Here is a 23706-nt window from a genome sequence, read left to right on the forward strand (position 1 = left end):
GGCGAAGCTCAGGCGCGTGCCGGGGGATGCTCCCGGCTGGCTTCGCCGGCCAGTCTCAGCAGTTCGCCGAACACCTCGTCGGAGATGTCGGCGAGGGACCGCTCCTCGCGAAGCCACCGCGTGAACGAGATCCCGAACACCGTGATGCCCGACTCCGCGGCCAGCGTGGCCGCGAGGTCGTCGACGCCCCGGGCGCGCAGCGCGTCGGCGACGGTCGTGGCCAGGGTGGTCAGCTTGTGCCGCTCGCGTTCCTGCAGCGCCGGGTTCCGGTCGATCACCGACTGGCGCAGGCGGGAGTGCGGGCGGCGCTCGTCCGGGAAGAAGGCCGACGCCGAGCGCAGGGCGGCGGCGACGACTTCGAGCGGTGCGGCCGACGGCGGTGCCGCGGCCACGCCGTCGAGGAACGTCCGGACCAGCTGCTGCTGCCCGTGGAAGAGGACCTCGCGCTTGTCGCTGAAGTGGCGGAAGAAGGTGCGCTCGGTAAGACCGACCGACCCGGCGATCTCCGCCGCGGTCGTCTGCTCGAACCCGCGCGTGGCGAACAGTTCGAGGGCCGCCTTCTGCAGCCGCTCCGGGGCTCCCGGTTGCCAGCGCACCATGCGGCCAGTCTAGTGATGGCAGCGGCTGACATCCAGGCGTAGGGTGGTCATGTCAGCGGCTGACGTCGGTCACTGACATCACTGCTTCCGAAGGAGTTCACGTCATGCACGTTTTCGTCACCGGAGCCTCCGGCTGGATCGGCTCCGCCGTCGTCGGCGAGCTGCTGGCCGCGGGGCACGAGGTCAGCGGCCTGGCCCGGTCGGCCGCGTCCGCCGAGCGGCTCGAGGCGAAGGGCGTCCAGGTCCGCCGCGGTGACCTCGACGACCTCGACGGCATCCGCGCCGGCGCGGAAGCGGCCGAGGCCGTCATCCACCTGGCGAACAAGCACGACTTCGCGAACCCGGCCGTGTCGAACGCCGCCGAGCGGGGCGCCGTCCAGACCATCGGCGAGGCCCTTTCCGGCAGCGGCCGCCCGTTCCTGGTGGCGTCGGGGATCGCCGGCATCACGCGGGGCCGGCCGGTGACCGAAGCCGACGCTTCGCCGTTCCACGGCCCGGACGCGCCGCGCGGCGGCAGCGAAAACCTCGCGCTCGAGTTCGCCGGCCGCGGTGTGCACCCGGTGAGCCTGCGGTTCTCGCCGACCGTGCACGGCCACCGCGACCACGGGTTCATCGCCGTCCTCGCCGGGATCGCCCGGCAGAAGGGCGTTTCCGGCTACCCCGGCGACGGGACCAACCGCTGGGCCGCCGTGCACGTGAGCGACGCCGCGCGCATGGTCCGGCTCGGCCTCGAGAAGGCGCCCGCGGGCGCCCGCCTGCACGCCGTCGCCGAGGAAGGGGTGCCGACCCGCGAGATCGCGGAGGCGATCGGCCGCGCGTTCGACCTGCCGGTCGCCTCGATCCCGGCGGACGCCGCCGGAGACCACTTCGGGTGGATCGGCGGGTTCTTCGCCCTGGACCTCGCGGCGACGAGCACCGGCACGCAGGAGCTGCTCGGCTGGACCCCGACCGGGCCCACCCTCGTCGAGGACCTCGCCGCGGGCGCGTACTCGGGGGAGTAGCCACGGCTCCGGGGTGTCGTCAGCGCAACCCGTAGACGCGAGTCGCGGTCCCGCCGCGGACGGCATCCCGTTCGGCCGGTGTCAGGTCTTCCAGGAGGCTGTCGGCGGCGGCCATGACCTCCGCGTACGTCCCGGCGAGCAGGCACACCGGCCAGTCGGAGCCGAGCATCAGCCGGTCCGGGCCGAACGCGGTGAGCGCGGTGTCCGCGTAGGGCCGCAGATCGCCGGTCCGCCACGGCCGGCCGGCTTCCGTCACCAGGCCGGACAGCTTGGCGACGACGTTGGGTTCCCGGGCCAGGGTGGCCAGCCCGGTCGCCCACGGCTCGAGGTCCCCGCCGGCGACCGGCGGTTTCGCCAGGTGGTCCAGGACGAAGGTGAGCTCCGGCAGCGCCCGGACCGCCGCGGTGGCCGCCGGAAGCTGGTGGGGCCGCACGAGCAGGTCGTACACCAGCCCGGCGTCGCGCACCGCGGCGAGCCCGGCCAGGACGTCTTCGCGTTCCAGCCAGCGCGGGTCGGGCTCGGCCTGGACGAGGTGCCGGACGCCGGTCAGGAGCTCGCCGCCCGGTGCCGACCGCAGCCGTTCGATGTCCCGCGCGGGCGAACCGGTGAGGTCGATCCAGCCGACCACCCCGGCGATGAGCGGCTCGGCGGCGGCGATCGCGAGGAATTCGACCGACTCGTCCAGGTCCGGCAGGACCTGGACGAGGACCGTCGCGTCGATTCCGGCGGCGGCCGCGCGCAGGTCGGCCGGGGTGAAGTCGCGCCGGATGGCCGCGGTGGCGGCGCCGTCCAGCCACGCGTGGCGGCGGACGGAGGTCTGCCACAGGTGGTGGTGGGCGTCGACGCGCCGGCCCGTCACGCCCGGCCGATCCGGTGGTGCTGGCGGCCGAGGCCGTCGATCTCCACGGTCACTTCGTCCCCTTCGGACAGATAGGGGAAGTCGTTGGCGCCGAAGGCCACCCCGGCCGGGGTGCCGGTGTTCACGACGTCGCCCGGCTCGAGCACCATGAACTGGCTGAGGTACCAGACGAGGTGCCGCACGCCGAAGAGCATGTTCCGCGTGGTGCCGTCCTGCCGCGGCTGCCCGTTGACCGCCAGCCGCAGGCCGAGTTCCTGCGGGTCGCCGGCCTCGTCCGGGGTGACCAGCCACGGGCCGAGCGGGTTGAACGTCTCGCAGGACTTGCCCTTGGTCCACTGGCCGCCGCGTTCGTGCTGGAACGCGCGCTCGCTGACGTCGTTCGAGATCGCGTACCCGGCGATGACCGCGCCGGCGTCCTCCGGGCTCCCGAGGTACCGCGCCCGCCCGCCGAGCACCACGGCCAGCTCGACCTCGTAGTCGGTGCGGGTGCTGGTCCTCGGGATGAGCACGGTGTCGTCCGGGCCGGTGATCGTGTTGGTGGCCTTGAGGAAGACCACCGGCTCCGCGGGCGGCTCGGCCCCGGTTTCGGCGGCGTGGTCGGAGTAGTTCAGCCCGATGCAGGCGAGGAGGCCGGGCCGGGCCACCGGGGCGCCGACGCGCAGGCCGGCCGCGTCGAGCTCGGGCAGGGCGCCTTCGCGCAGCGCCGCCCGGGCCCGCGCGACGCCGCCGGCGGCGAAGAAGGCGCCGTCGATGTCCGGGGTCAGCGCGCGCAGGTCCCGCGCCGCACCCGTTTCGTCGAGGACGACCGGGATCTCCCGGCCGGGTTCGCCGAGGCGTTGGAAGCGCATGGCGGGACGGTAGCAGACATATGATGTCTGCTTCAAAGGTTCGACGGGTCATCATACGTAAAACAACACGCTGTAGTCATCGATTACGGAAAGCCCAAGTTATTGCCGTGTTACGGACCGGCTCTGGACAATTCGTGGGCCGGCGCGTAGCCATACATATGTTGTCTGCGCCGGATGAGAGGGGGCCCCGTTGGCCGAAGTGATCAGCGCCATCGACGCCGTGGACGTCCGCTTCCCCACCTCGCTGAGCCTCGACGGGTCGGACGCGATGAACCCGGAACCGGACTACTCGGCGGCGTACGTGACCATCCGCACGAGCGCCGGCGACGAGGGTTACGGACTCGCCTTCACCGTCGGCCGCGGCAACGACGTCGAGGTCGCCGCGGTCCGGGCGCTCGTGCCGCTGGTCATCGGGATGCCGGTGGCCGACGCGCTCGCCGACCTCGGCGCGTTCTCCCGCCGGCTGACCGGGGACAGCCAGCTGCGGTGGCTGGGCCCGGACAAGGGCGCGATCCACATGGCCGCGGCCGCGATCGTCAACGCGGCCTGGGACCTCCGCGCCCGCCGCGAAGGCAAGCCCGTCTGGCAGCTGCTCGCCGAGATGCCGCCGGCGGACCTGGTGGACCTGGTCGACTTCCGGTACCTGGAGGACGCCCTGACGCGCGACGAGGCCCTCGGCATCCTCCGCCGCGCCGAGCCGGGCCGCGCGGCCCGCCAGGCCGAGCTCCTGGCGTCCGGTTTTCCCGCCTACACCACGACTCCCGGCTGGCTCGGGTACTCGCCGCAGAAGCTGGCCGCCCTCTCGGCGGAGGCGGTCGCCGACGGCTTCACCCAGATCAAGCTCAAGGTCGGCGCCGACCTCGACGAAGACGTCCGCCGGCTGCGGCTCGCGCGGGACGTCGTCGGGCCGGACATCCGGATCGCCATCGACGCCAACCAGGCGTGGGGCGTCGCGCAGGCCATCGAATGGCTGCGTCCCCTCGCCGAGTTCGACCCGTACTGGATCGAGGAGCCGACCTCGCCCGACGACGTGCTCGGCCACGCGGCGATCCGCCGCGCGGTCGCGCCGATCAAGGTGGCCACCGGCGAGCACACGCACAACGCGGTGATGTTCAAGCAACTGCTGCAGGCGCAGGCGATCGACGTCCTGCAGCTCGACGCCAGCCGGGTCGCCGGGGTGACCGAGAACATCGCGATCCTGCTGCTGGCCGCGAAGTTCGGCGTCCCGGTGTGCCCGCACGCCGGCGGGGTCGGGCTGTGCGAGATGGTGCAGCACCTGGCGATGTTCGACTTCGTCGCGGTCAGCGGCAGCCGGACCGACCGGGTCATCGAGTACGTCGACCACCTGCACGAGCACTTCGTCGACCCGGTACGGATCGAGCGCGGCCACTACCTGGCCCCCCTCGCACCGGGGCTCGGGGCGCGGCTGCACCCGGAATCCGTGGCGCAGTACCGGTTCCCCGACGGCCCGGTCTGGCAGCGGGACGCGGTGGTGGTCGCGTGAGCGGCGGCGAGTTCGACGGCGTCCGGGCCGTCGTGACCGGCGGCGCGTCCGGCATCGGCCTCGCCACCGCGCGGATGCTGGCCCGGCGGGGCGCGCGGGTCGTCTGCCTCGACCTGGACGACGTCGCCGAGGCCCCGCTGACCGGGATCCGGGCCGACGTGTCGGACGACGGTTCGGTGCGGGCCGGGGTCGCCGCGGCGGTGGACCACCTGGGCGGCCTGGACGTCCTGGTCAACAACGCCGGGATCGGGGCGCAGGGAACGGTCGAGGACAACGACGACGCGGAGTGGCACCGCGTGTTCGACGTCAACGTCGTCGGCATGGTCCGGGTGACCCGCGCGGCCCTGCCGCACCTGCGGGCGTCGGGTGCGGCGGCGATCGTGAACACCTGCTCGATCGCGGCCACCGCCGGGCTGCCGCAACGAGCGCTCTACAGCGCCACGAAAGGGGCCGTCCTCGCGCTCACCCGGGCGATGGCCGCCGACCACCTGGCCGAAGGAATCCGCGTGTGCTGCGTGAACCCCGGCACCGCGCACACCCCGTGGATCGACCGGCTGCTGGCCACGGCCGCCGATCCCGAAGCCGAGCTGGCCGCGCTCGCCGCGCGCCAGCCCACCGGCCGGCTCGTCACCGCCGACGAGGTCGCCGCGGCGATCTGCTACCTGGCCGGCCCGGGCTCCGGTGCCACCACCGGCACCGATCTCGCCGTGGACGGCGGGATGTCCGGCCTCCGTCTCCGCCCCAAACCTGTCAACGAGGAGAGGTCATGAAGTTCCTGCACCTGCGCGCCGCCGCGGTCGTCACCGCCGGCGTCCTGACCGCGGCCGCACTGGCCGGCTGCAGCGGCGGCGGCTCGACCGCCGGTTCGGGCGGAACCGTCGTGGGGGTCGACTACCCGCGCTCGGACACCGACTTCTGGAACGCCTACATCAAGTACGTGCCCCAGTTCGCCGGCCAGTCCGGCCTCGACCTCAAGACCACCAACTCGCAGAACGACGTCGCCAACCTGACGGCCAACGTGCAGACGATGATCAGCCAGGGCGTCAAGGGCGTGGTGATGGCGCCGCAGGACACCGCGGCGATCATCCCGACCCTGCAGCAGCTGGCGGGCAAGAAGATCCCGGTCGTGTCCGTCGACACCCGGCCCGACCAGGGCAACGTCTACATGGTCGTCCGGGCCGACAACCGCGCCTACGGCGAGAAGGCCTGCCAGTTCCTCGGCACCAAGCTCGGCGGCAAGGGCAAGGTCGTCATGCTGCAGGGCGACCTCGCCTCGATCAACGGCCGCGACCGCACCGAAGCCTTCAACGACTGCATGAAGAAGAACTTCCCGGGCATCACGGTGTTCGGCGAGGCCACCAACTGGGAGGCCAACACCGCGGCCCAGAAGCTGCAGACGCGGCTGACGGCGAACCCGGACATCAAGGGCGTCTACATGCAGTCCAGCTTCGCCCTGTCCGGCACGCTGCAGCTGCTCAAGCAGCGCGGCCTGGCCGTCCCGGCGAGCGACCCGAAGCACGTGTTCGTCGTGTCCAACGACGGAATCCCGGAGGAGCTGGCCAAGATCCGGGCCGGCGAGATGGACGCGACCGTGTCGCAGCCCGCGGACCTGTTCGCCAAGTACGCCCTGCAGTACATCAAGGACGCGATCGCCGGAAAGACGCCGGCCCCGGGCAAGACCGACCACGAGAGCACCATCGTCCAGGTCCGCGACGGCCTGATGGAGGACCAGCTGGCCGCGCCGCTGGTCACCGCGGACGGCGCCACCTTCGGCCCGGTTCCCAGCGTCAAGGTCGACGACCAGTCCCTGTGGGGCAACAGCAAGAGCTGACGGCGTCGGCGAGAGGAACCGAACATGAACACCGTGCCGGTCGTCGAGGCCCGTCAGGTGGTCAAGCGCTACGGCGCCACGGTCGCCTTGGACGAGGCCGACCTGACTGTCCTTCCCGGACAGACCCACGCCCTGGTCGGCCGCAACGGGGCCGGCAAGTCGACCCTGGTGTCCGTCCTCACCGGACTGACCGAGCCGGACGCCGGGACCGTGCGGCTGAACGGCGAGCCGGCCCCGGCCCTGGCCGATCGGGACGCCTGGCGGGCGCGGGTGGCGTGCGTGTACCAGCGGTCGACGATCATCCCCGACCTGTCGGTGGCGGAGAACCTGTTCCTCAACCGGCAGGAGACCCGCGGCGGGTTCGTCCGCTGGGCCGCGCTGCGCCGCTCGGCCACCGAGCTCCTGGAGCGCTGGTCGGTGGCCGTCGACGTGCACCGGCCGGCCCGGGAGCTCAGCGTGGAGCAGCGGCAGTTCGTCGAGATCGCGCGGGCCCTGTCGTTCGGCGCCCGGTTCGTCATCCTCGACGAACCGACCGCGCAGCTCGACGGGGCCGCCATCACCCGGCTGTTCGGGCACATCGCCGAACTGCAGCGCCAAGGCGTCACCTTCCTGTTCATCAGCCACCACCTGCAGGAGGTGTACGAAATCTGCGACACGGTGACGGTGTACCGGGACGCCCGGCACGTCCTCACCGCGCCGGTCGCCGAGCTGCCGAAGGCCGGCCTGGTCGCGGCGATGACCGGCGAAAACGCCGTCACGACGCAGGAACGGGCGTCCTCGGTCCGGCACGGCGCCGAGCCCGTGCTGCGCGTGGCCGGCCTGACCCTGGCGCCGTACTTCGAGGACGTGTCGTTCGAGGTCGCGCCCGGGGAGATCGTCGGGCTGGCCGGATCCGGCAGCAGCGGCAAGACCGAGCTCGCCGAGTCCCTGGCCGGGCTGCGCAAACCGACCTCCGGCACGGTGTTCGTCGGGGACCGGCGGCCCCGGCCCGGCGACGTCCCGTCGGCGTTGGCCGCGGGCGTCGGCTTCGTCCCGGAAGACCGGCACCACCAGGGTTTCGTGCCCGAGATGTCCATTGCGGACAACACCACGATGAGCGTCATGGACCGGCTCGGGCCGGGCATCTTCGTCCGGTCCGGCCGGCGCGACCGGCTCGCCGGGACGCTGATCAGCCGGCTGGCGGTGAAGACACCCGGCCCCGGATTGCCGGTGTCCGCGCTGTCGGGCGGCAACCAGCAGAAGGTCGTCATGGCCCGCGCGCTCGCGGGCGATCCCCGCCTGCTCGTGCTGATCACCCCCACCGCCGGGGTCGACGTGCGGTCGAAGGAGTTCCTCCTGGGCAAGGTCGCGGAGGCCGCCGCGGCGGGCACCGCGGTGCTGATCGCCTCGGACGAACTCGACGACCTGCGCGTCTGCGACCGGCTGCTGGTCGTGGTGCACGGCAGGCTCACCACCGCAATCCCCGCCGGCTGGCAGGACCGCGAGGTCGTGGCCGCCGTGGAAGGAGTCGACCTCGATGCCTGAAAGCCCCGCCGCGGTGGACGCCCCGCCGCGGACCGGACCCGGCACCGCCCGGCCGCCCCGGCGGATCGCACTGGCCCGCCTGCGCGACTTCGCGCTCGTGCCGGGGATCATCGCGATCGCCGTCGTCGGCCAGCTGGTGAACCCGGTGTTCCTCCAGTACGACAACGTGATCAACATCCTGCAGACGATGTCGGAGATCGCGCTGCTGGTGCTCGCCCAGACGATGGTCCTGGTCGTCGGCAAGATGGACCTCTCGCTGGAATCGACCTTCGGCCTCGCGCCCGGCGTGGCGGCCTGGCTGACGATCGGCGGCGGTCACTCGCTCGGGCTGCTGCCGTCGTGGACCGCCGTGCCCGTCGTGCTCTTGGTCGGTGTCGTGGTGGGGGCGCTCAACGCGTTGCTGATCGTCCGGTTCGGACTGAGCGGGTTCGTCGTGACCTTGGGCATGCTGATCGTGCTGCGCGGCCTGCTGACCGGCATCTCCGGCGGCCAGACGTTCTTCGGCCTGCCCGATTCGATGCTCTACCTCGGCACGACGCTGTGGGCCGGGATCCCGGCGTCGATCTGGATCTGCGTGCTGCTGTTCGCCGGCGGGATCGTCCTGCTCGGCTACACCCGGTTCGGCCGCAGCCTGTACGCGATCGGCGGCAACGAGGACGCGGCGAAGGCCGCGGGCATCCGGACCGACCGGATCGTGTGGCTCGTGCTGATCGGCGCCAGCGTGCTGGCCGCGCTCGGCGGCCTGCTGCTCTCGGGGCGGCTCGCGTCGGTCGCCGCGGCGCAGGGCAACGGCTACATCTTCACGGTGTTCGCCGCGGCGGTGATCGGCGGGGTGAGCCTGAACGGCGGCCGCGGCACGCTCTTCGGCGCCTTCACCGGCATCCTGCTGCTGTACATGATCCAGAACGTGCTGACCCTGGCCGGCGTGCCCGCCCAGTGGATCGGCGCGCTCAACGGCGCGATCATCCTCATCGCACTGGTGATGTCCCGCATCACCAGCGGCAAGCGCCAGACCTGACGGCCGTCACGCGCCGGGCCGGCCGTCGAGGTCCTCGAGGTCGGCCAGGTGCGCCCGCAGCCAGCGTTCGGAGGTGTCGACGTGCATCAGCGCGGCGGCGGTGGCCACCGCCGGATCACGGTCGGCCAGTGCGTCGTAGATCGCCTTGTGCTGCGACAGCGTCACGTGCGTCGCGCCCCGCTCGACGGTGCCGCGCCAGACCCGCGCGCGCAAGGTCCGCGACGAGATCCCGTCGAGCAGCGCGGTGAGGGTCTCGTTGCCGGCGGCGCTGACGACCGCGCGGTGGAAGGCGGCGTCGAGCACGGTGAGCCGCTCGACGTCCTCGATCGCCTCGTGCATGGCATCGAGCAGCTCGCCGACGGCCCGCAGCTGAGCGTCGCCGATCCGCGTCGCGGCCAGCCCGGTGGCGGCGGGCTCCAGCAGCCGGCGCACCTCGGTCAGTTCGAGGATGCTCCCGCCCTGCATGAGCGCCACGGCGTTGCCCAGGCCCTCCAGCAGCAGGCTGGGTGCGAGGCTGGTGACGTAGGTGCCGTCACCCCGGCGGACCTCGAGCACCCGGGCGAGCGCCAGCGCCTTCACGGCTTCCCGCGTGGGACTGCGGGAGATCCCCAGTTCGGTGGCCAGTTCGTGCTCGGGGGGCAGCCTGGACCCCGCGGGGAACCTGCCGGACCGGACGAACTCCCGGATCCGGTCGATCGCCTCGTCGGTCAACGACCTCGCCATCGCACTCCTCGGACATGGATTTCCTGCGGCCAGTCTAGCGGTCGTATGATGTATCAAGTTCGGACGCCCGGGTTTGCGCGTGTCTCCGGGGTTATTGGCGCAGGAATTGGCAGATCGCCGGGAAAGACATGTGATGTCTCGGGCTCAGCCGGGCCACAGGGCGGCGAGGTGCCCGGCGATCCGGCCGACCAGGTCGTCGAACTCCTTGATCCCCGCCAGGGCCGCGGTGACCTTCGTCCAGCACCACCGGCCCACGCCGGGCTCCGGGTGCGGGGACCGGGCCTGCTCGATCAGCTCGTCGAGGTGGTCCGCGGTCGTGTTCTGCTGCGACAGCCCGGCCGCCACGACCTGGCCCTTGAGCTGGCGGAGCAGGGCCACCAGATCCGGCGGCGCCGAGCCGGCGGACACCGGGCCCATCGTCACCGAACCGCCGCTGACGTTGCCGTTGATCGTGCCACCGGAAACCGTGGTGCCGGCCTGGACGCTGATCGAGTTCTCTTCGTGTCCGGTCATGAGCCCTCCCGGGCGTTCGTGGTGACGGTGCCGCCGGAAACGGCGCCGTTGACGGTGCCGCCGTTGATCGTCGTGCCGGTGTTGGTGGTGGTGATCGTCGTGTTGTTCGTGATCACCGCCGCGATGCGTTGTTCGAAGGAAGCCGGGGAATAGCCGCAGTCGCGCAGCACTTCGCTGATCGCCGGGACCAGCCGGCTTTCCAGCAGCTTGGTGTACCGCTCGACGTCGACGATCTGGAAGTAGTCCCGGACGGAGCCGGCGGCGCCCAGCTCACGCAGGGTCCGGGCGTTGCCGTAGCGGTCGGGGTCGATCGTGTACCGGTCGTGGGGGCGCGGGCGGATGAGGGTCACCGCGTGCCACAGCCGCCCCGGCAGGGTCACCGGGAGCCTGGCCCACCGCAGGAGTCCCTGCCGGACCGGCGCCAGGAGGCTGTCCGTCATCCGATCGGGGGCGCGGAATTCGTCGCGCACGGGCGCCAGTACGCACGGCGTCCATTCGAGGTAAAGGGTGCTGTCGTCGACCGCGGCGTGCAGGAAAGCCGAGAAGACGAGCTCGCGGTTCCAGGTCTCGACCTGGAAGTGCAGGTAGTAGCGGGCCCATTCGCGCGGGGTGGCGTAGACGCGGTTCGATTCCGCCGGGGACAGGAACGCGACCGGCGGGGCGTCGAAGGCGGGCAGGTACTCGTCGCGGATCGGGTCGCCCGCGTGCGCGAGCAGCGCTTCGGCGGAAGCGAACACCACGCCGCTCGTGCCGAGGGTCTTCAGCCGCTGGTCCGGGCTGAGGGCACCGGTTTCGCCGAGGGTGGTCACGGCCGCCGCGGCGGCGCGGTAGAGCCGGTCGGTGGTCAGGGGCCGAATGTGGCGTGCGCCGGCGGTTTCCTCCAGCGGGATGGCCGTCGACCAGGCACCCACGCTGGTCCCGGCGCCGACGAAGGGGTTCCGTCCGCGGTAGACGACCAGGGGGAAGCCGCCGGTGGAAGAGCGCGGCGGCTGCGGGGACCGGTGCCGCCGGAGCTCCTCGCGGAACCGGGCGGGGGCGGCTTGGATGGCGAGCCGGTCGTCGGTGAGCGGGGTGACGTCGGTCCGGTGCCGGGCCCAGCGGCCGAAGTGCCGGACCACGGTGTGCCAGACGACGACGCGATCGGCGACCACGATGACCAGCATCACGAGCGCGCACAGGACGGCGATCACGCCACCGGTGCCGCCGACCACGCTGACCGGGACGTCGTCGGACGACGTCACCGGTTGCCGGCAGTAGTACCCGGTGCAGGCCGGTTTGCTGCTCGCGCCGCCGAGCACGGCGGCCACGATGATCAGCAGGGGAGCCAGGGAACTGACGACGTACAGGAGGAAGAGGCCGGCCAGCCGGAGACAGGTCACCGCGAGACCGCCGGGGCGGTCCCAGCGCGTCTTCCGCCAGATCGGGCGGATGCTGAGCAGCGCGGCCCAGCCGAGCCAGGAGTAGAGGAACATGCTCGTGAACCCGGTGGCCAGCACGACGATCCCGAGCACGGCGAGGACGCCGTCGCGGTACTTGCGGCGCGACCGGGCCGCGACGGCTTCGGTGAGCACGGCCGGGGTGTCGAGCCCCATCGGCGGCGGAACCTGGCGGGTCGGCTCGGTCAAGAACTCCCGGACCGCCTCGTCGGCGTAGTGCCGGTCGAGGTGGGCCGCGGCCGCGAGGTACCGCGTGGTGTCGTCCGCCTCCGGCGGTGCCGGCTGCCTCGTGTTCGCGCCCGCCGGCGCCTGTGCGGTCACGTTCGCCACCTTCGGATCGGTGATAGGACTTCCTCAAAGACGGTCTCCGGCCGGGCCGGGTTACGGCCTGGGCCGGGAATCGGCGTAGGCGGATCGGGTGGTCGCGAAGGAGCGAACGTCGGGCATTTTCCGGTTCCGGCACCGCACGGGCCGGGCGCGCTTCCCAGCCGAGGTGCGCGCACACCCTGCGCCGCGGCCTTGCCCGCCGGTTCCGCGCGGTTCTACCGTCGGTCCCACCGGCCACGGGCGCTCTCCGGAGGCATTCGGATGAAGATCACCGCCATCACCCTCGACCGGCTGCGGCTGGAACTGGACCCGCCGCTCGCCGCGGCCTGGGATCCGGCACCGCGGCGGCACTTCGACGCGACGATCGTGCGGGTGCACACCGACGACGGCATCACCGGCATCGGCTCCGGCGACACGATGACCGGCTTCGAGGCGGTCGAGCACCTGTTCCTCGGCGAAGACCCCCTCGACATCGTGCGGCACGTCAAGGCCATCGAAACCGCCAACTTCCACGGCGGTCGCCACTGGCCCCTCGAAGCCGCGCTGTGGGACATCATCGGCCAGGTCGCGGGCTTGCCGGTGGCGACGTTGTTCGGGAACTCCGCTCGCTCGTTGCCCGCGTACGCCTCTTCGGCCGAGCTGAAGCCGCCGGCCGAGCGCGTGGAGACGGCCCTGCGGGCCCGCGAGGCCGGGTTCCGGGCGATGAAGCTCCGGATCGACCGGGACCGCGTCGAGGAGGGGGTGGCCACGGTGGCCGCGGTACGCGACGCGCTCGGCCCGGACTTCGAGATCATGGTCGACCTCAACCAGTCCTGGCGGATGCCCGGCGACACCGCGCCCGCGTCCGACCTCGCCAGGACCCGCAAGCTGGTGCGGCGGCTGGCCGAGCTGGACGTCTTCTGGGTCGAGGAACCGTTGCCGTATAACGACCTAGACGGCTTCAAGATGCTCCGCGCGGAGAACCCCGGCGTGCGGATCGCGGCGGGGGAGATGCACCACTCGGTGCCGGAGCTGCTGCGCTGCCTCGAAGAGGACGTCCTCGACGTCTACCAGATGGACGTCGTGCTCGCGGTCGGCATGCACCGGGCCCGGACGCTCGCCGAGCTCGCCCGGCTCAAGCACCGCGCGTTCACCCCGCACAGCTGGACCAACGGCATCGGCGTGCTGGCCAACCTGCACGTCTGCGCGGGTGTCGGCGGCGGTCCGTTCTTCGAATTCCCCTGGGATCCGCCGGGGTGGACGCCGGAACGGCGGGACTTCATGCTCACCGAACCTGTGATGATCAACGCGCGAGGCGAGCTGGAGGTCCCGCGGCGGCCCGGGCTCGGCATCGAACTGGACGAGGAGGCGGTGAACCGGTGGCGGATCTGACCCCCGGCCGGCCGAAGGCGGCCGGCGTGCGCCTGTCCGTCGAGCCGGCGGGCCACACCGAATACGGTCCTGGTGTCCTCGCCGAGCTGCCGGCCTTCGTCGACCGCCTGGGCCACGGCCGGGTGTTCGTGGTCACCGACCGGGGGCTGCGAGCCACCGGGATCGTCGGGCGCGTCGAGAAGATCCTGGCCGGCGCGGGGATCGAGCACGCCGTGCACGAGGACGTCGGCCCGAACCCGTCGACGGCGGAACTGGACCGTGGTGCCGCCGCGCTGCGCGGCTTCGGTGACTCGGTGGTGCTCGCGCTCGGCGGCGGCTCGGCCCTGGACGCGGCGAAGGGCATCTCGCTGCTCGCCGGGAACCCGGGCGCCGCGGCCGCGGACGCCGACCGGCTGTGGGACGCCGCCGGCGGCCTGCCGCTGATCGCCGTCCCCACGACCGCAGGCACCGGGGCGGAAACCAACGGGTTCGGCGTCGCCGAAGACGTCTGCGCGCGCCGGAAGGTCTACATCGGACACTCCTCGGTCCGGCCGCGGATCACCGTGCTGGATCCGGAGCTCACCCTCGGGCTGCCCGCCGGGATCACCGCCGCCACCGGCCTGGACGCACTGGTCCACGGCATCGAATCCCTGGCTTCACGGCGATCCACGCCGTTCTCGGCGGCCTACGCGGCGCAGGCGGTCGCCCTCGTCGGCCGCTGGTTGCCTGCCGCCTACCGCGACGGCGGCGACCTGGAGGCGCGGGCGGAGCTGATGCTCGGCGCGCACCTGGCCGGCCACGCCCTCACGCTGTCCGGCCTCGGCCTGGTCCACGGCATCGGCCACGCGCTGACCGCGCACACGGGCACCCCGCACGGGGTGGCGCTGGCCGCGGTCCTGGAGGAGGTGATGGCGTTCAGCGCGACCGCCGCGGCGGAGGCGTACGAAACGACGGCTCGCGCGCTGCACGCGACACCGGCACCGGACTGGGCAGGCGCGGCGATCGAGGCCGTCCGGGAGATCTCGCGGGCGATCGAGATCAAGCGTTCGCTGCGGGAACTCGGCGTCGCCCGCGAGGACATCCCGGCGCTGGCGGCGGACGCGGTGGCCGACGCCGTCACCGGGAACGCGCCGCGCCTGCCGTCGGCAGCGGAGGTCGCCGAGCTGCTGCACTCGGTCTACTGAGGACGGCTACCGGTCCAGCTGCACGGAATCCAGCAGTTCCCGCGCCGCCGCCTTGTTCGACGGGGAGCTGTCGATCTCGATCGTGTAGGCCCCGATCGTCCGGTGCTGGTGCAGCGGCAGCGGGTCCTCCGGCGACGGGCTGTCCGCGGCCCGCTCGGTCCGCGTGACGAACAGGGAGTAACACCGGCTGTCGAGCGGGGCCCGCATGGTTTCGGGGTCGGGGCAGAGCACGAGCGTGTTCGTCTCGGGCTCGCTGGTGAACGTCGTGACCTTCTGCCCGGCGGGGACCTGCAGCGACTTCAGTGGCGAGTGGACGACCGGCGGGGTGGCGCGGATCTTCCCCAGCAGGTCGAGCATTTCCACGGCCGTCACCGGCTTCGTGGTCCGGGCCCAGACCCACCGGTCCGGTCCGTCCTGCCACCGCACCGACCGCGGGTCCCGGAGCTGACCGGCGGCCGTCGGCTTCGCCGGCAGCGCGCCGTGGGGGGCCGTGCCGTCCCGGACGTCGATCTCGAACGCGTACCGGTGGTCCCGCCCGTAGTGCAGGCCGGCGAAGTGCGGCTGGACGGCCCACATCAGCAGCTGCCAGGAACCGTCCTCGAGGCTGATCGACGGCGCGGCGGGGAGCGGCGCCCCGGGTGCGGCCGCGGCCGGGGGAGCGGGGTGGGCGGCCGGCGGGGCCGCCGCGGTCCCCCGCTCCAGCAGCCCGATGGCCCCCGCGCCGACGGCGACCACGGTGAGCGTCACGGCGGCCACCCCGGCGGCCCGGCGCCGCCGGATCCGGCGGGTCGCGGCGGCGAGCACGGCGTCCGGGTCGGGGGCCAGGGCCTCTTGGGCGTGCAACACGCGGCGCAGCTGGTCGAGGTCGGTCATCACACGCTCTCCTTGTCTTCGTCGAGCCGGACGCGCAGCGAGCTCAGGCCGCGCGAGATGTGGCTCCGGACCGTGCCGGGCGCGCAGCCGAGGACGGCGGCGATCTCGTCGTCGTCGCGGTCTTCGTAGAACCGCAGGACGATCGACGCCTGCTGGGCGCGGCTCAGCCCGGCGAGCAGGCCGGTGAGCTGGTCGGCGTCGGCGATCCGCCCGGCCGGGTCGGGCTCGGCGGCCTCGCGGAACCGCAGGACGTCCGGCGCCGGCCGCACGGACCGCTGGTACCAGCGGCGGCGCCAGCCGAGGTAGCCGTTGACGACGATCTTCCGCATGTACAGCTCGGGCCGGTCGGCCGCCGTCAGCTGCCGCCACGCCCGGTGCGCGCGCACGAGAGCGTCCTGCACGACGTCCTGCGCCAGTTCGCGGTCCCCGGTCAGGACCGCGGCGAACCGCACCAGTCCGGGCAGCTGCTCGCGGGCGAACTCTTCGAACTGCACACCCTTCAAGATGCCGCTGCCCCCGCGGGCCGTTGCAGTTGCGGCCGGAAAAGTTCTGGCGGGGGTCGCTATGCGTCGAGTCCCAGGTGGGCACGCAGCGTGGTGCCGGTGTACTCGGTGCGGAACGAGCCGCGTTCCTGCAGCAGGGGCACGACCTGGTCGGCGAATTCGTCGAGCCCGCCCGGGGTCACGTGCGGGACGAGGATGAACCCGTCGCTCGCGTCGGCCTGGACCAGGTCGTCGATCGTGGCCGCCACCGTCGCCGGGGAGCCGATGAACGTCTGCCTGCCGGTGACCTCGATGATCAGGTCGCGGGTCGACAGGTTCTTCGCCTCCGCCAGCTGCCGCCATTCGCGGGCCGTGGCGACGGGGTCTCGGTACATGCGGACGCTGGCGCGGCCGGGCGCGATCGTGGACCCGTCGACCACGGGATCCGCCGACGGCAGCGGGCCGTCGGGGTCGTGGCCGGACAGGTCGGTGTTCCACACCTGCTCGAGGAACTTGATCGCCGTCTGCGCGCTGACCTGCTGCCGCCGGACGACGTGGGCGCGCTCGTGGGCGTCGGCGTCGGTGTCGCCGAGCACGAACGTCGCCGCGGGCAGGATCACCAGCTGCTCGGGCGTCCGGCCGTACTTCGCCAGCCGGCCCTTCACGTCGGCGTAGAACGCCTGCCCGGCTTCGAGGGTGCCGTAGCGGCTGAAGATCGCGTCGGCGGTGGCCGCGGCGAACTCGCGGCCCTCGTCGGAGTCGCCCGCCTGGATGATCACCGGGCGGCCCTGCGGGCTGCGCGGCACCGGGAACCGGCCCTCGATGTCGAAATGCGCGTCGTGGTGGGCGAAGGCGCCCGCCTCCGGGGCCCGCAGGAACTCGCCGGTCTCCTGGTCGGCGGCGATCTCGTGGCCCCGCCAGGAATCGAACAGCTCCCAGGCCGTGCGCAGGAACGTCTCGGCCCGCTCGTAGCGCTGGTCCTGGGGGAGGAACCCGCCGCGGCGGAAGTTTTCGCCGGTGAAGGAGTCCCACGACGTGACGACGTTCCACGCGGCGCGGCCGGCGGAAAGGTGGTCGAGCGAGGCGAACTGCCGGGCCACCTCGAAGGGCTCGTTGAACGTCGAGTTGATCGTGCCCGCGAGGCCGAGCCGCTCGGTGACGGCGGCCAGCGCCGAGAGCACCGTGAACGTGTCGGGACGGCCGACGACGTCGAGGTCGTAGATCTGCCCGTTCTGCTCGCGCAGCCGCAGGCCTTCGGCGAGGAAGAAGAAGTCGAACTTCGCGCGCTCGGCGGTCTGCGCGAGCTTGACGAACGAGCTGAATTCGATGTGGCTGCCGGCTTCGGGGTCGCTCCACACGGTCGTGTTGTTGACGCCGGGGAAGTGCGCCGCGAGGTGGATCTGCTTCCGGGACATCTCGGGTCTCTCTTCTCAGACGGCGGCGTAGCGGTTGGCGGGGCGGGCGAGGCCGAGCAGCCCGCGCAGGGTGCTCGCCTCGTACTCGGTGCGGAAGGCCCCGCGGGACCGCAGTTCGGGGACCAGGCCGCGGGTGACGGCGGTCAGGTCGCCGGGGATGGCGCCCGGCCGCAGGCGGAACCCGGAGAGCCCGGCGGCGTGCCAGTCGAGCAGCAGGTCGGCGAGGCCGGCCGGGGTGCCGGTGAAGACGAGGGCGTCGGAGGAGTACGGGGCGCCGAACCGGTCGTCGAGCCGGGCTTTGCGATCCACGGCGGCCCGCTCGGACTCGTCGAGGAACACGACGACGTCGCCGAAGACGTGCAGGATTTCCCCGCCGCGCCCGGCCTTCTCCTGCTCCTCGCGCACCTCGGCGACGATCGCGCCGGCCTGCTCGCGGTCGAAGGGTGTCACGTAGACGACGTCGGCGGAGCGGGCGGCGAGCCGGTAGGGGACGGCGGCGTGGGCCAGCGCGGTGACCGGAGGCTGGCCCTGCGGCGGCCGCGGCGTGATCGACGGGCCCTTGACCGAGAACCAGCGGCCGGCGAAGTCGATGTAGTGCAGTTTGTCCCGGTCGACGAACCGGCCGGTGGCGACGTCACGGATCTCGGCGTCGTCCTCCCAGCTGTCCCACAACCGGCGCAGGACCTCGACGTAGTCCGCGGCTTCGTCGAACAACTCGGCCAGCGGGCTCGGTTTGCCCGGCTCGGCGGCGTCTTCCAGCCGGAACTCGCCGAACTCGCGGCGGCCGAAGTGCCGGTTGTCGTCGGCGCGCCCGGCGACCTGCACGCGCACCCCGGCGCGTCCGGTGCTCACGTAGTCGAGGGTGGCGATGGCCTTGGACAGGTGGAACGGCTCGGTGTGGGTGACCACCGCGGTCGGCACGAGCCCGATGTGCGACGTCAGCGGGGCGACGCGGGCGGCGGTGAGCACGGCGTCGAGGCGGCCCTGGACGATGCCGGTCCGCTCGCCCGGCCGGTCGAGTGGGTGCACGGTCTGCAGGGCGAGCGAGTCCTCGATGGTGACGAAGTCCAGCTTGCCGGCCTCGGCTTCGCGGACCAGGTCGGTCCAGTACCCGGCGGTGAGGAGTTCGCGGGGCCGTGCACCGGGTTCGCGCCACGCGGCGGGGTGCCAGCCCGCCCCGTCCAGTGCGACAGCGATCCGTGGGCCGGTTCCTGATGCCATCCCGCGTTCCCCTTCTCCTCGGCTTCGTCCGTAGTGTGCGCCGGATTCCGTGCCGCGGGCGGGCGCGGCCAACTGCTGGGACGGTGGCCGGTGACGGGAATAAACCGGCGTCAGGGAACCAGCAATGGCAGCAGGGCGCCGGGCCGGTCCAGCGGGATGATGTGGCCGCAGTCGTCGATGTGGTGGGTGGTGAGCTCGTCGGTGACCGGGCGCAGCTGGCGGCCGAGGGTGCCGCCCACCGGGTGGGCGCCGATCGCCACCGTGGGCACGGTGAGCCGGCCGGCCGCGGTGGCCGCCGCGAGCTGGGCCGCGGTCTCGGGCATCGCGCGGTAGTGCTCGAACGCGCAGCGCAGGGCTTCCCGGCCGGTGTACGCCGCCGTGAAGTGGTCGCGGATCGCGGGCGGCACGCCGCGGCCGCGGGTGCCGGCGTCGAGGAACCAGCCGACGTAGTCCGCCTCGTGACCGGCGAGGACCGTCTCGGCGAGGCCGGGCACGGCGTGGAACCCGAACCACCACGGCGGCCCGCCCGCGAGGAAGTCCCCGGCCCCGGGCAGGCGCCCGAGCAGCGCCTCCATCAGGACCAGCCGGCGGACCCGCTCAGGACGGCGCATCGCGAGCAGGAACGCGGGCGCGGCCCCGGCGTCGATGCCGGCGACCGTCGCCGTCGGCTCGTCCAGGGCGTCGAGGAGGGCCTCGGCGTCGGCGGCGAGGGTTCCGCCGTCGTAGCCGTCGGCGGCGCGGGTGGTCGCCCCGAGGCCGCGCAGGTCCGGGGCGATGACCCGGTGGTGCCGGGCCAGGTGCGGGATGACCGCGGTCCACAGCCGCCACGTGTGCGGAAACCCGTGCAGCAGCAGGAACGCCGGCCCCCGCCCGGTGACGACGACGTTGACGTCGATGCCGTTCGCCCTGACCCGCTGCTCGTGCACGTGACCTCCCGGTGGTTACCATTGGTGACCAGATGAGGCTAGGTAACCGGCCCGGCCGCGCCAAGACGGCACTTCGCGAACAGGTGGTGAGCTCCAGGTGACCCCCTCCGGCAAGGGCGACCTCTTCGACCCGGCCTGCCCGACCCGCCGCCTCCTGGACCGGATCGGCACGAAGTGGACGTCGATGGCGGTGAAGGTGCTGGCCGAAGCCGGCCCGGAGGAGGTGCGCTTCGCCGAACTGCAGCGCCGGATGCCGGGCGTCTCGCAGAAGATGCTGTCGGTGACCCTGCAGAGCCTCACCCGCGACGGCCTGGCCGAGCGCCGGGTGGAGCCGACGGTGCCGCCGCGGGTGCACTACCGCCTCACGGCTTTGGGACACTCCCTCGAGGTGCCGCTCGCGGCGTTGCGCAGCTGGGCGGAGGAGAACATGGCGGCGGTCGACCGGGCGAACGCCGCCGCGCGGGAATTCCCGGCCCGGCGTTGAGGATCCGTCGGTGACCGAGGCGGCGCCTTCCCGCATCCCTTGATCGACCGATGTTTCGCTCGGCGGTCTGCGGGAGGGTTCCGGCATGACGGTGAACGAGATCGACACGACCCACCCGGACCGGCTCCCCGGGCTCCCGGATGCCCACGACCAGTGGAACTTCGCGGTGCGCCGCGAGACGCCGGTGCAGCGGCTGGACCGGAACTACGCCGAGATACTGCAGGAAGTGCGAGTGGCGCAGACCGGGGTGCAGCTGCTGCTCGCCTTCCTGCTCACCGTCGCCTTCACACCGCGCTTCGCGACGCTGACCGACTTCGAACGGCGGGTCTACGTGGCCGCGCTGGTGCTCGGGGCGGCCGCCACCGCGCTGCTGATCGCGCCGGCCGCCTTCCACCGGCTGGTCTACCAGCGGCGGCTCAAGCGGCAGCTCGTGCTCGCCTCCAGCCGGTTCGCGTTGTGCGGGCTCACCTTGCTGATGCTCTCCATCGGGTCCGCGCTGTTGCTGATCCTCAGCGTCACGCTCGGGCCCGCGCTCGCCGCGTGGTTCACCGCCGGTGCGCTCGGCTGGTTCTCGCTGTGGTGGTTCGTCGTGCCGATGTGGAGCCGGATCCGCCACTCCGGGACCCGCTAGCCCGACGCCGTATGGCGGGTTGCTTCGCGGGCAATGTCGATGCGCGAATGCACCCCGAGCTTCGCCAGGATATGGGACACATGGGTGGCGACCGTGCGTGGTGACAGGAACAGCCGCGTCGCGATCTGCGGGTTGGACAGCCCCGCCACCACCAGGCCGGCGATCTTGGTCTCCGTCGGCGTGAGGCTGTCCCAGCCGTGCGTGGCCTGGCGGTGCTTCACCGTCGGGCCACGCCGGATGCCGAACTCGCGGAAGCGGGCGCGCAGCCGCGCCACGTCCCACTGCGCGCCCAGCTCGCCGCACAGGTCCAGCGTGCGCGTGAACGCGGCCCGCGCCGAACCGCGGTCGCCCGCCTCGGCGAACGCGATCGCGGCGGCTTCCAGGGCCTTGGCGCGGGGGAGGGGACGGCCCGCGTCGCGGTAGCCGTCGGCGGCACGCAGCAAGGTTTCCGGATCGCGGTCGGTCATTCCCCGGCAGTACCGGCCCAGCGCCTGGCGGTGCGGGACGGCCGCCCCGGCCGTGATCGCGCGGACCCGGGCCCCGATCGCGGCCGCAGTGGCGGTGTCGCCGGTCTCCACGGCCAGCCGGACGGCGTCGCCGAGCAGGCCCTCGCCTTCGTCCTCGCCGGTCAGGGCGGCGGTCAGCGCGGCGAGCGCCCGTTCCGGTTCGCCGGCCTGCTCGAGGGCCAGGCTGCGGGCCAGAGCCAGTGATTCGACCACCCGGCCGCCGATCCGGTCCGCGCACGGGGCCGCCGCGTCGAGGTGCCGGTGCGCCTCGGCCGTCTCGCCGCGGTGGAAGTGGATGATCGCCGCCACGCCGTGGTCGCAGCACGCCACGCTCGGGTCCTTGAGGTCGTCCGGGACGACGTCCACCTCCGCCACGGCGTCGTCCCAGCGGCCGCTGCCCAGCAGGAGCTGGCCGAGCGCGCTCTGCGCCTGGGTCAGCCGCACCACGCTGCCCGCGCGGTCCGCCAGTTCGCGGGCCCGCTCGGCGGCGGCCAGCGCGTCGGGGTAGCGGTCGAGGGCGCCGAGCGTGACCGCCTTGTTGATGCGCAGCAGCAGGCCGAGATCGGTGAGCGCGGGGTCGCCCGAGGCGGTGGCCATCGCGCGTTCGAACAGCGGCAGCGCTTCGGTCCATTCGCCGCGCATCATCGCGACCAGGCTCAGCACGTGCAGCGCCCACCCGGTCGCCCAGTGGTCCTCGCCCGCGCCCGCCAGCGCTTCGGCGGCGACCCGGGCGGCGGTGTCGACCTCGCCGAGATCGCGGTGCGTCCGCGCGGTGAGCACCAGCAGCCGGGCCCGGTGCCGGGCGGGCAGCCCCGGCGCGGCCGCGGCCCGGCTCAGCGCGGCCAGCGACTCGGCGGAGCGGCCGGTCATCGCCCGGCACTGCGTCACCGTCGTGTGCAGGTCGACGCGCAGATCCGGATCGTCGGCCCGCCGGAGGGCGCGCTCGGCGACCCGCTCGGCGGCGGCGAAGTCGCCCACCCGGTAGAGCGCGTCGGCCAGGCGGCAGCTCAGCGCGTCCGACGCGCTGTCCCGCACCGCCCGGCGCAGGAGCGTGACCGCGACCTCGGGCGCCTGGCCGATCAGCGCGGTGGCGGCGCCGAGCAGCCAGCCGACGACCCAGCCCGGCACCGGTTCGCCCGCGTCCCCGCCGGACACCGTGGGCAGCAGCTGCCGGGCGACCCGCTCGACCGGGGCACCGGCGTCGGCCAGCGCCCGCGCGGCGGCCCGGTGCCAGACGACCCGGACCCCGGCGGGCAGCTCGTCGTAGAGGGCCTGGCGGATCAGGGGGTGCCGGAAGGCCAGGTCGTCGCCGGAGGCCACCAGCACCCCGGCCGCCCGTGCTTCGTCGAGCGCGGCCAGCAGCGCCGCCAGCTCGGCCTCGGCCACGACGGTCAGGTCCGCCACCGAGAAGCCGACGCCGAGCAGCGCGGCCGCCCGCAGCACGGCCCGCGTCGGCTCCGAGAGGAAGCCGAGCCGGTCGGCGATCGCTTCCGGCAGCGAATCGGGCGCCGGCCCGCCGGTCAGCTCGGCGATCCCGGCTTCGTCGACGGCGAGGCAGGCGCTCCGGGTCAGGGCGCCGAGCAGTTCGGTGAGGTACAAGGGGTTTCCCGCGGCGCCGTCGGCGAGCTGCTCCAGCCGGTCGCCCGGCTTGCCGCCGGCCAGCTCCGCCACCAGTTCGAGCGCGGCCGGGCCGGTGAGCCGGCCGACCCGCAGCCGTTCGGCGGGTCCGACGATCCGCCGCAGCGCACGCAGGTCGTCGCGGCGCGGGACCGGGCGCAGCACGCCGACCAGCAGCAGCGGCAGCTGCCGGACCGACCGGGCGAGCCTGCCCCAGACCGCCACGGTCGCGCGGTCGGCCCACTGCAGCTCGTCGACCACCAGCAACACCGGGCCGGCCTGGCAGAGCTCGTCGACCAGGGTCAGCAGCTGCTCGGCGGCCACCGCGGCGAGGTCCGTTCCCGTGCCGCGCGCGGTGTCGCCGCGCAGGAGCGCGGCGATGCCTTCCCGCCGGGGATCCGGCGCGGAACCGGTGATCCGCAGCGCGTCCAGCAGGGGAAGCAGGGGGAGGGCCTGCCCGAGTTCGTCGCCGGCGCCCCGGAAGACCTGGCACCCGGCCCGGGCGGCGACCGCGCAGGCGGCCCGGACGAGGGCGGTCTTGCCGATGCCCGGCTCGCCGTCCACCAGGACCGCCCGCCCGCGCCCGGCGGCGACTTCGTGCACCCAGCCCGCCAGCCGGGACAGCTCACCGTCCCGGCCGATCAGGCGGTCAGCACCGTCCGTGAGCGGTTGCACACGCACGATAATAGAAGACGAACGGATGTTGAACAAGAGGTGTACTCGGCGTAGCTGTCCCGTCGTCCGGCCACCCGTGGTTCCGATTCCGGAAACACGGAGTTCCAGCATTGTTCGGAAATGCGACGGCACCTGATATGGCCGTCTGGCGTTGGCGGG

The 23706-nt window shown here is 73.1% G+C and carries 22 protein-coding genes; 10 read left to right on the forward strand and 12 right to left on the reverse strand.

The window, feature by feature from the left end; genetic code table 11:
• Positions 1 to 8: 8 nt before the first annotated feature.
• The gene (locus tag AB0J55_RS01995) at positions 9 to 599 is read right to left on the reverse strand and encodes a TetR family transcriptional regulator (protein ID WP_364241417.1); all 591 of its coding nucleotides are present in this window, start codon (positions 597 to 599) and stop codon (positions 9 to 11) included.
• A 104-nt stretch (positions 600 to 703) separates the two neighbouring features.
• Between AB0J55_RS01995 and AB0J55_RS02000 the strand changes: the two genes are divergently transcribed.
• Positions 704 to 1600 carry an SDR family oxidoreductase gene (locus tag AB0J55_RS02000; protein ID WP_364241420.1) on the forward strand — a complete coding sequence of 299 codons (897 nt, stop codon included), beginning with the start codon at positions 704 to 706 and terminating at the stop codon, positions 1598 to 1600.
• A gap of 19 nt (positions 1601 to 1619) precedes the next feature.
• On the opposite strand, the gene AB0J55_RS02005 is transcribed toward AB0J55_RS02000, so the two are convergent.
• A complete protein-coding gene (locus AB0J55_RS02005) occupies positions 1620 to 2459 on the reverse strand; it encodes an amidohydrolase family protein (RefSeq protein ID WP_364241423.1) in 840 nt (279 codons plus the stop codon).
• Complete coding sequence (locus AB0J55_RS02010) at positions 2456 to 3307, reverse strand: fumarylacetoacetate hydrolase family protein (RefSeq protein WP_364241426.1); 852 nt, start codon at positions 3305 to 3307, stop codon at positions 2456 to 2458. The genes AB0J55_RS02005 and AB0J55_RS02010 overlap by 4 nt, the downstream gene beginning before the upstream one ends.
• Before the next feature lie 190 nt (positions 3308 to 3497).
• Here AB0J55_RS02010 and AB0J55_RS02015 point away from each other — a divergent pair, with 190 nt between their 5' ends.
• From AB0J55_RS02015 to AB0J55_RS02035, 5 genes are read left to right on the forward strand one after another with little or no spacing between them, the layout of a single operon-like run.
• The gene (locus AB0J55_RS02015) at positions 3498 to 4811 is read left to right on the forward strand and encodes an enolase C-terminal domain-like protein (protein WP_364241429.1); all 1314 of its coding nucleotides are present in this window, start codon (positions 3498 to 3500) and stop codon (positions 4809 to 4811) included.
• Positions 4808 to 5581 (forward strand): SDR family oxidoreductase, encoded by a 774-nt coding sequence (locus AB0J55_RS02020; protein WP_364241431.1) that lies wholly within the window; start codon positions 4808 to 4810, stop codon positions 5579 to 5581. The genes AB0J55_RS02015 and AB0J55_RS02020 overlap by 4 nt, the downstream gene beginning before the upstream one ends.
• A complete protein-coding gene (locus tag AB0J55_RS02025; protein ID WP_364241434.1) occupies positions 5578 to 6642 on the forward strand; it encodes a sugar ABC transporter substrate-binding protein in 1065 nt (354 codons plus the stop codon). Before AB0J55_RS02020 ends, AB0J55_RS02025 begins: the two co-directional genes overlap by 4 nt.
• Before the next feature lie 24 nt (positions 6643 to 6666).
• Complete coding sequence (locus AB0J55_RS02030) at positions 6667 to 8166, forward strand: sugar ABC transporter ATP-binding protein (protein WP_364241436.1); 1500 nt, start codon at positions 6667 to 6669, stop codon at positions 8164 to 8166.
• Positions 8159 to 9184: an ABC transporter permease gene (locus tag AB0J55_RS02035; RefSeq protein ID WP_364241439.1), complete on the forward strand. Its 1026-nt coding sequence runs from the start codon at positions 8159 to 8161 to the stop codon at positions 9182 to 9184. Before AB0J55_RS02030 ends, AB0J55_RS02035 begins: the two co-directional genes overlap by 8 nt.
• Before the next feature lie 6 nt (positions 9185 to 9190).
• Here the strand turns inward: AB0J55_RS02035 and AB0J55_RS02040 are convergent, their stop codons facing one another.
• The 3 genes from AB0J55_RS02040 to AB0J55_RS02050 all read right to left on the reverse strand — a co-directional run bounded on the left by AB0J55_RS02040 (position 9191) and on the right by AB0J55_RS02050 (position 12177).
• Positions 9191 to 9907, reverse strand: a complete 717-nt coding sequence (locus tag AB0J55_RS02040; RefSeq protein ID WP_364241442.1) for a FadR/GntR family transcriptional regulator — start codon at positions 9905 to 9907, stop codon at positions 9191 to 9193.
• A 144-nt stretch (positions 9908 to 10051) separates the two neighbouring features.
• Positions 10052 to 10420, reverse strand: a complete 369-nt coding sequence (locus AB0J55_RS02045; RefSeq protein WP_364241445.1) for a hypothetical protein — start codon at positions 10418 to 10420, stop codon at positions 10052 to 10054.
• Positions 10417 to 12177, reverse strand: coding sequence for a hypothetical protein (locus tag AB0J55_RS02050; RefSeq protein WP_364241448.1), 1761 nt, complete (start codon positions 12175 to 12177; stop codon positions 10417 to 10419). The genes AB0J55_RS02045 and AB0J55_RS02050 overlap by 4 nt, the downstream gene beginning before the upstream one ends.
• Positions 12178 to 12444: 267 nt before the next feature.
• Between AB0J55_RS02050 and AB0J55_RS02055 the strand changes: the two genes are divergently transcribed.
• Both AB0J55_RS02055 and AB0J55_RS02060 read left to right on the forward strand, forming a co-directional pair.
• Positions 12445 to 13554 (forward strand): mandelate racemase/muconate lactonizing enzyme family protein, encoded by a 1110-nt coding sequence (locus AB0J55_RS02055; protein ID WP_364241451.1) that lies wholly within the window; start codon positions 12445 to 12447, stop codon positions 13552 to 13554.
• On the forward strand, positions 13542 to 14717 hold the full coding sequence (locus AB0J55_RS02060; RefSeq protein ID WP_364241453.1) for an iron-containing alcohol dehydrogenase: 1176 nt from the start codon (positions 13542 to 13544) through the stop codon (positions 14715 to 14717). Before AB0J55_RS02055 ends, AB0J55_RS02060 begins: the two co-directional genes overlap by 13 nt.
• Before the next feature lie 6 nt (positions 14718 to 14723).
• On the opposite strand, the gene AB0J55_RS02065 is transcribed toward AB0J55_RS02060, so the two are convergent.
• From AB0J55_RS02065 to AB0J55_RS02085, 5 genes are all read right to left on the reverse strand, one after another.
• Positions 14724 to 15590, reverse strand: a complete 867-nt coding sequence (locus tag AB0J55_RS02065) for a hypothetical protein (protein WP_364241456.1) — start codon at positions 15588 to 15590, stop codon at positions 14724 to 14726.
• Positions 15590 to 16084, reverse strand: a complete 495-nt coding sequence (locus AB0J55_RS02070) for a SigE family RNA polymerase sigma factor (RefSeq protein ID WP_364241459.1) — start codon at positions 16082 to 16084, stop codon at positions 15590 to 15592. Before AB0J55_RS02070 ends, AB0J55_RS02065 begins: the two co-directional genes overlap by 1 nt.
• A gap of 68 nt (positions 16085 to 16152) precedes the next feature.
• Positions 16153 to 17487 carry an NtaA/DmoA family FMN-dependent monooxygenase gene (locus AB0J55_RS02075; RefSeq protein WP_364241461.1) on the reverse strand — a complete coding sequence of 445 codons (1335 nt, stop codon included), beginning with the start codon at positions 17485 to 17487 and terminating at the stop codon, positions 16153 to 16155.
• A 15-nt stretch (positions 17488 to 17502) separates the two neighbouring features.
• Positions 17503 to 18708, reverse strand: a complete 1206-nt coding sequence (locus AB0J55_RS02080; protein ID WP_364241464.1) for an LLM class flavin-dependent oxidoreductase — start codon at positions 18706 to 18708, stop codon at positions 17503 to 17505.
• A 110-nt stretch (positions 18709 to 18818) separates the two neighbouring features.
• Positions 18819 to 19634, reverse strand: a complete 816-nt coding sequence (locus tag AB0J55_RS02085; protein WP_364241467.1) for an alpha/beta fold hydrolase — start codon at positions 19632 to 19634, stop codon at positions 18819 to 18821.
• A 97-nt stretch (positions 19635 to 19731) separates the two neighbouring features.
• Between AB0J55_RS02085 and AB0J55_RS02090 the strand changes: the two genes are divergently transcribed.
• A complete protein-coding gene (locus AB0J55_RS02090) occupies positions 19732 to 20118 on the forward strand; it encodes a helix-turn-helix domain-containing protein (protein ID WP_364241470.1) in 387 nt (128 codons plus the stop codon).
• An 85-nt stretch (positions 20119 to 20203) separates the two neighbouring features.
• Complete coding sequence (locus tag AB0J55_RS02095; protein WP_364241473.1) at positions 20204 to 20749, forward strand: DUF6328 family protein; 546 nt, start codon at positions 20204 to 20206, stop codon at positions 20747 to 20749.
• Here AB0J55_RS02095 and AB0J55_RS02100 read toward each other — a convergent pair.
• The gene (locus tag AB0J55_RS02100; RefSeq protein WP_364241475.1) at positions 20746 to 23547 is read right to left on the reverse strand and encodes an AAA family ATPase; all 2802 of its coding nucleotides are present in this window, start codon (positions 23545 to 23547) and stop codon (positions 20746 to 20748) included. The two genes, AB0J55_RS02095 and AB0J55_RS02100, sit on opposite strands and share 4 nt — an antisense overlap.
• Positions 23548 to 23706 lie beyond the last annotated feature (159 nt).

This window comes from Amycolatopsis sp. NPDC049688, assembly GCF_040674975.1.
In the GTDB taxonomy this organism is placed as follows: domain Bacteria; phylum Actinomycetota; class Actinomycetes; order Mycobacteriales; family Pseudonocardiaceae; genus Amycolatopsis.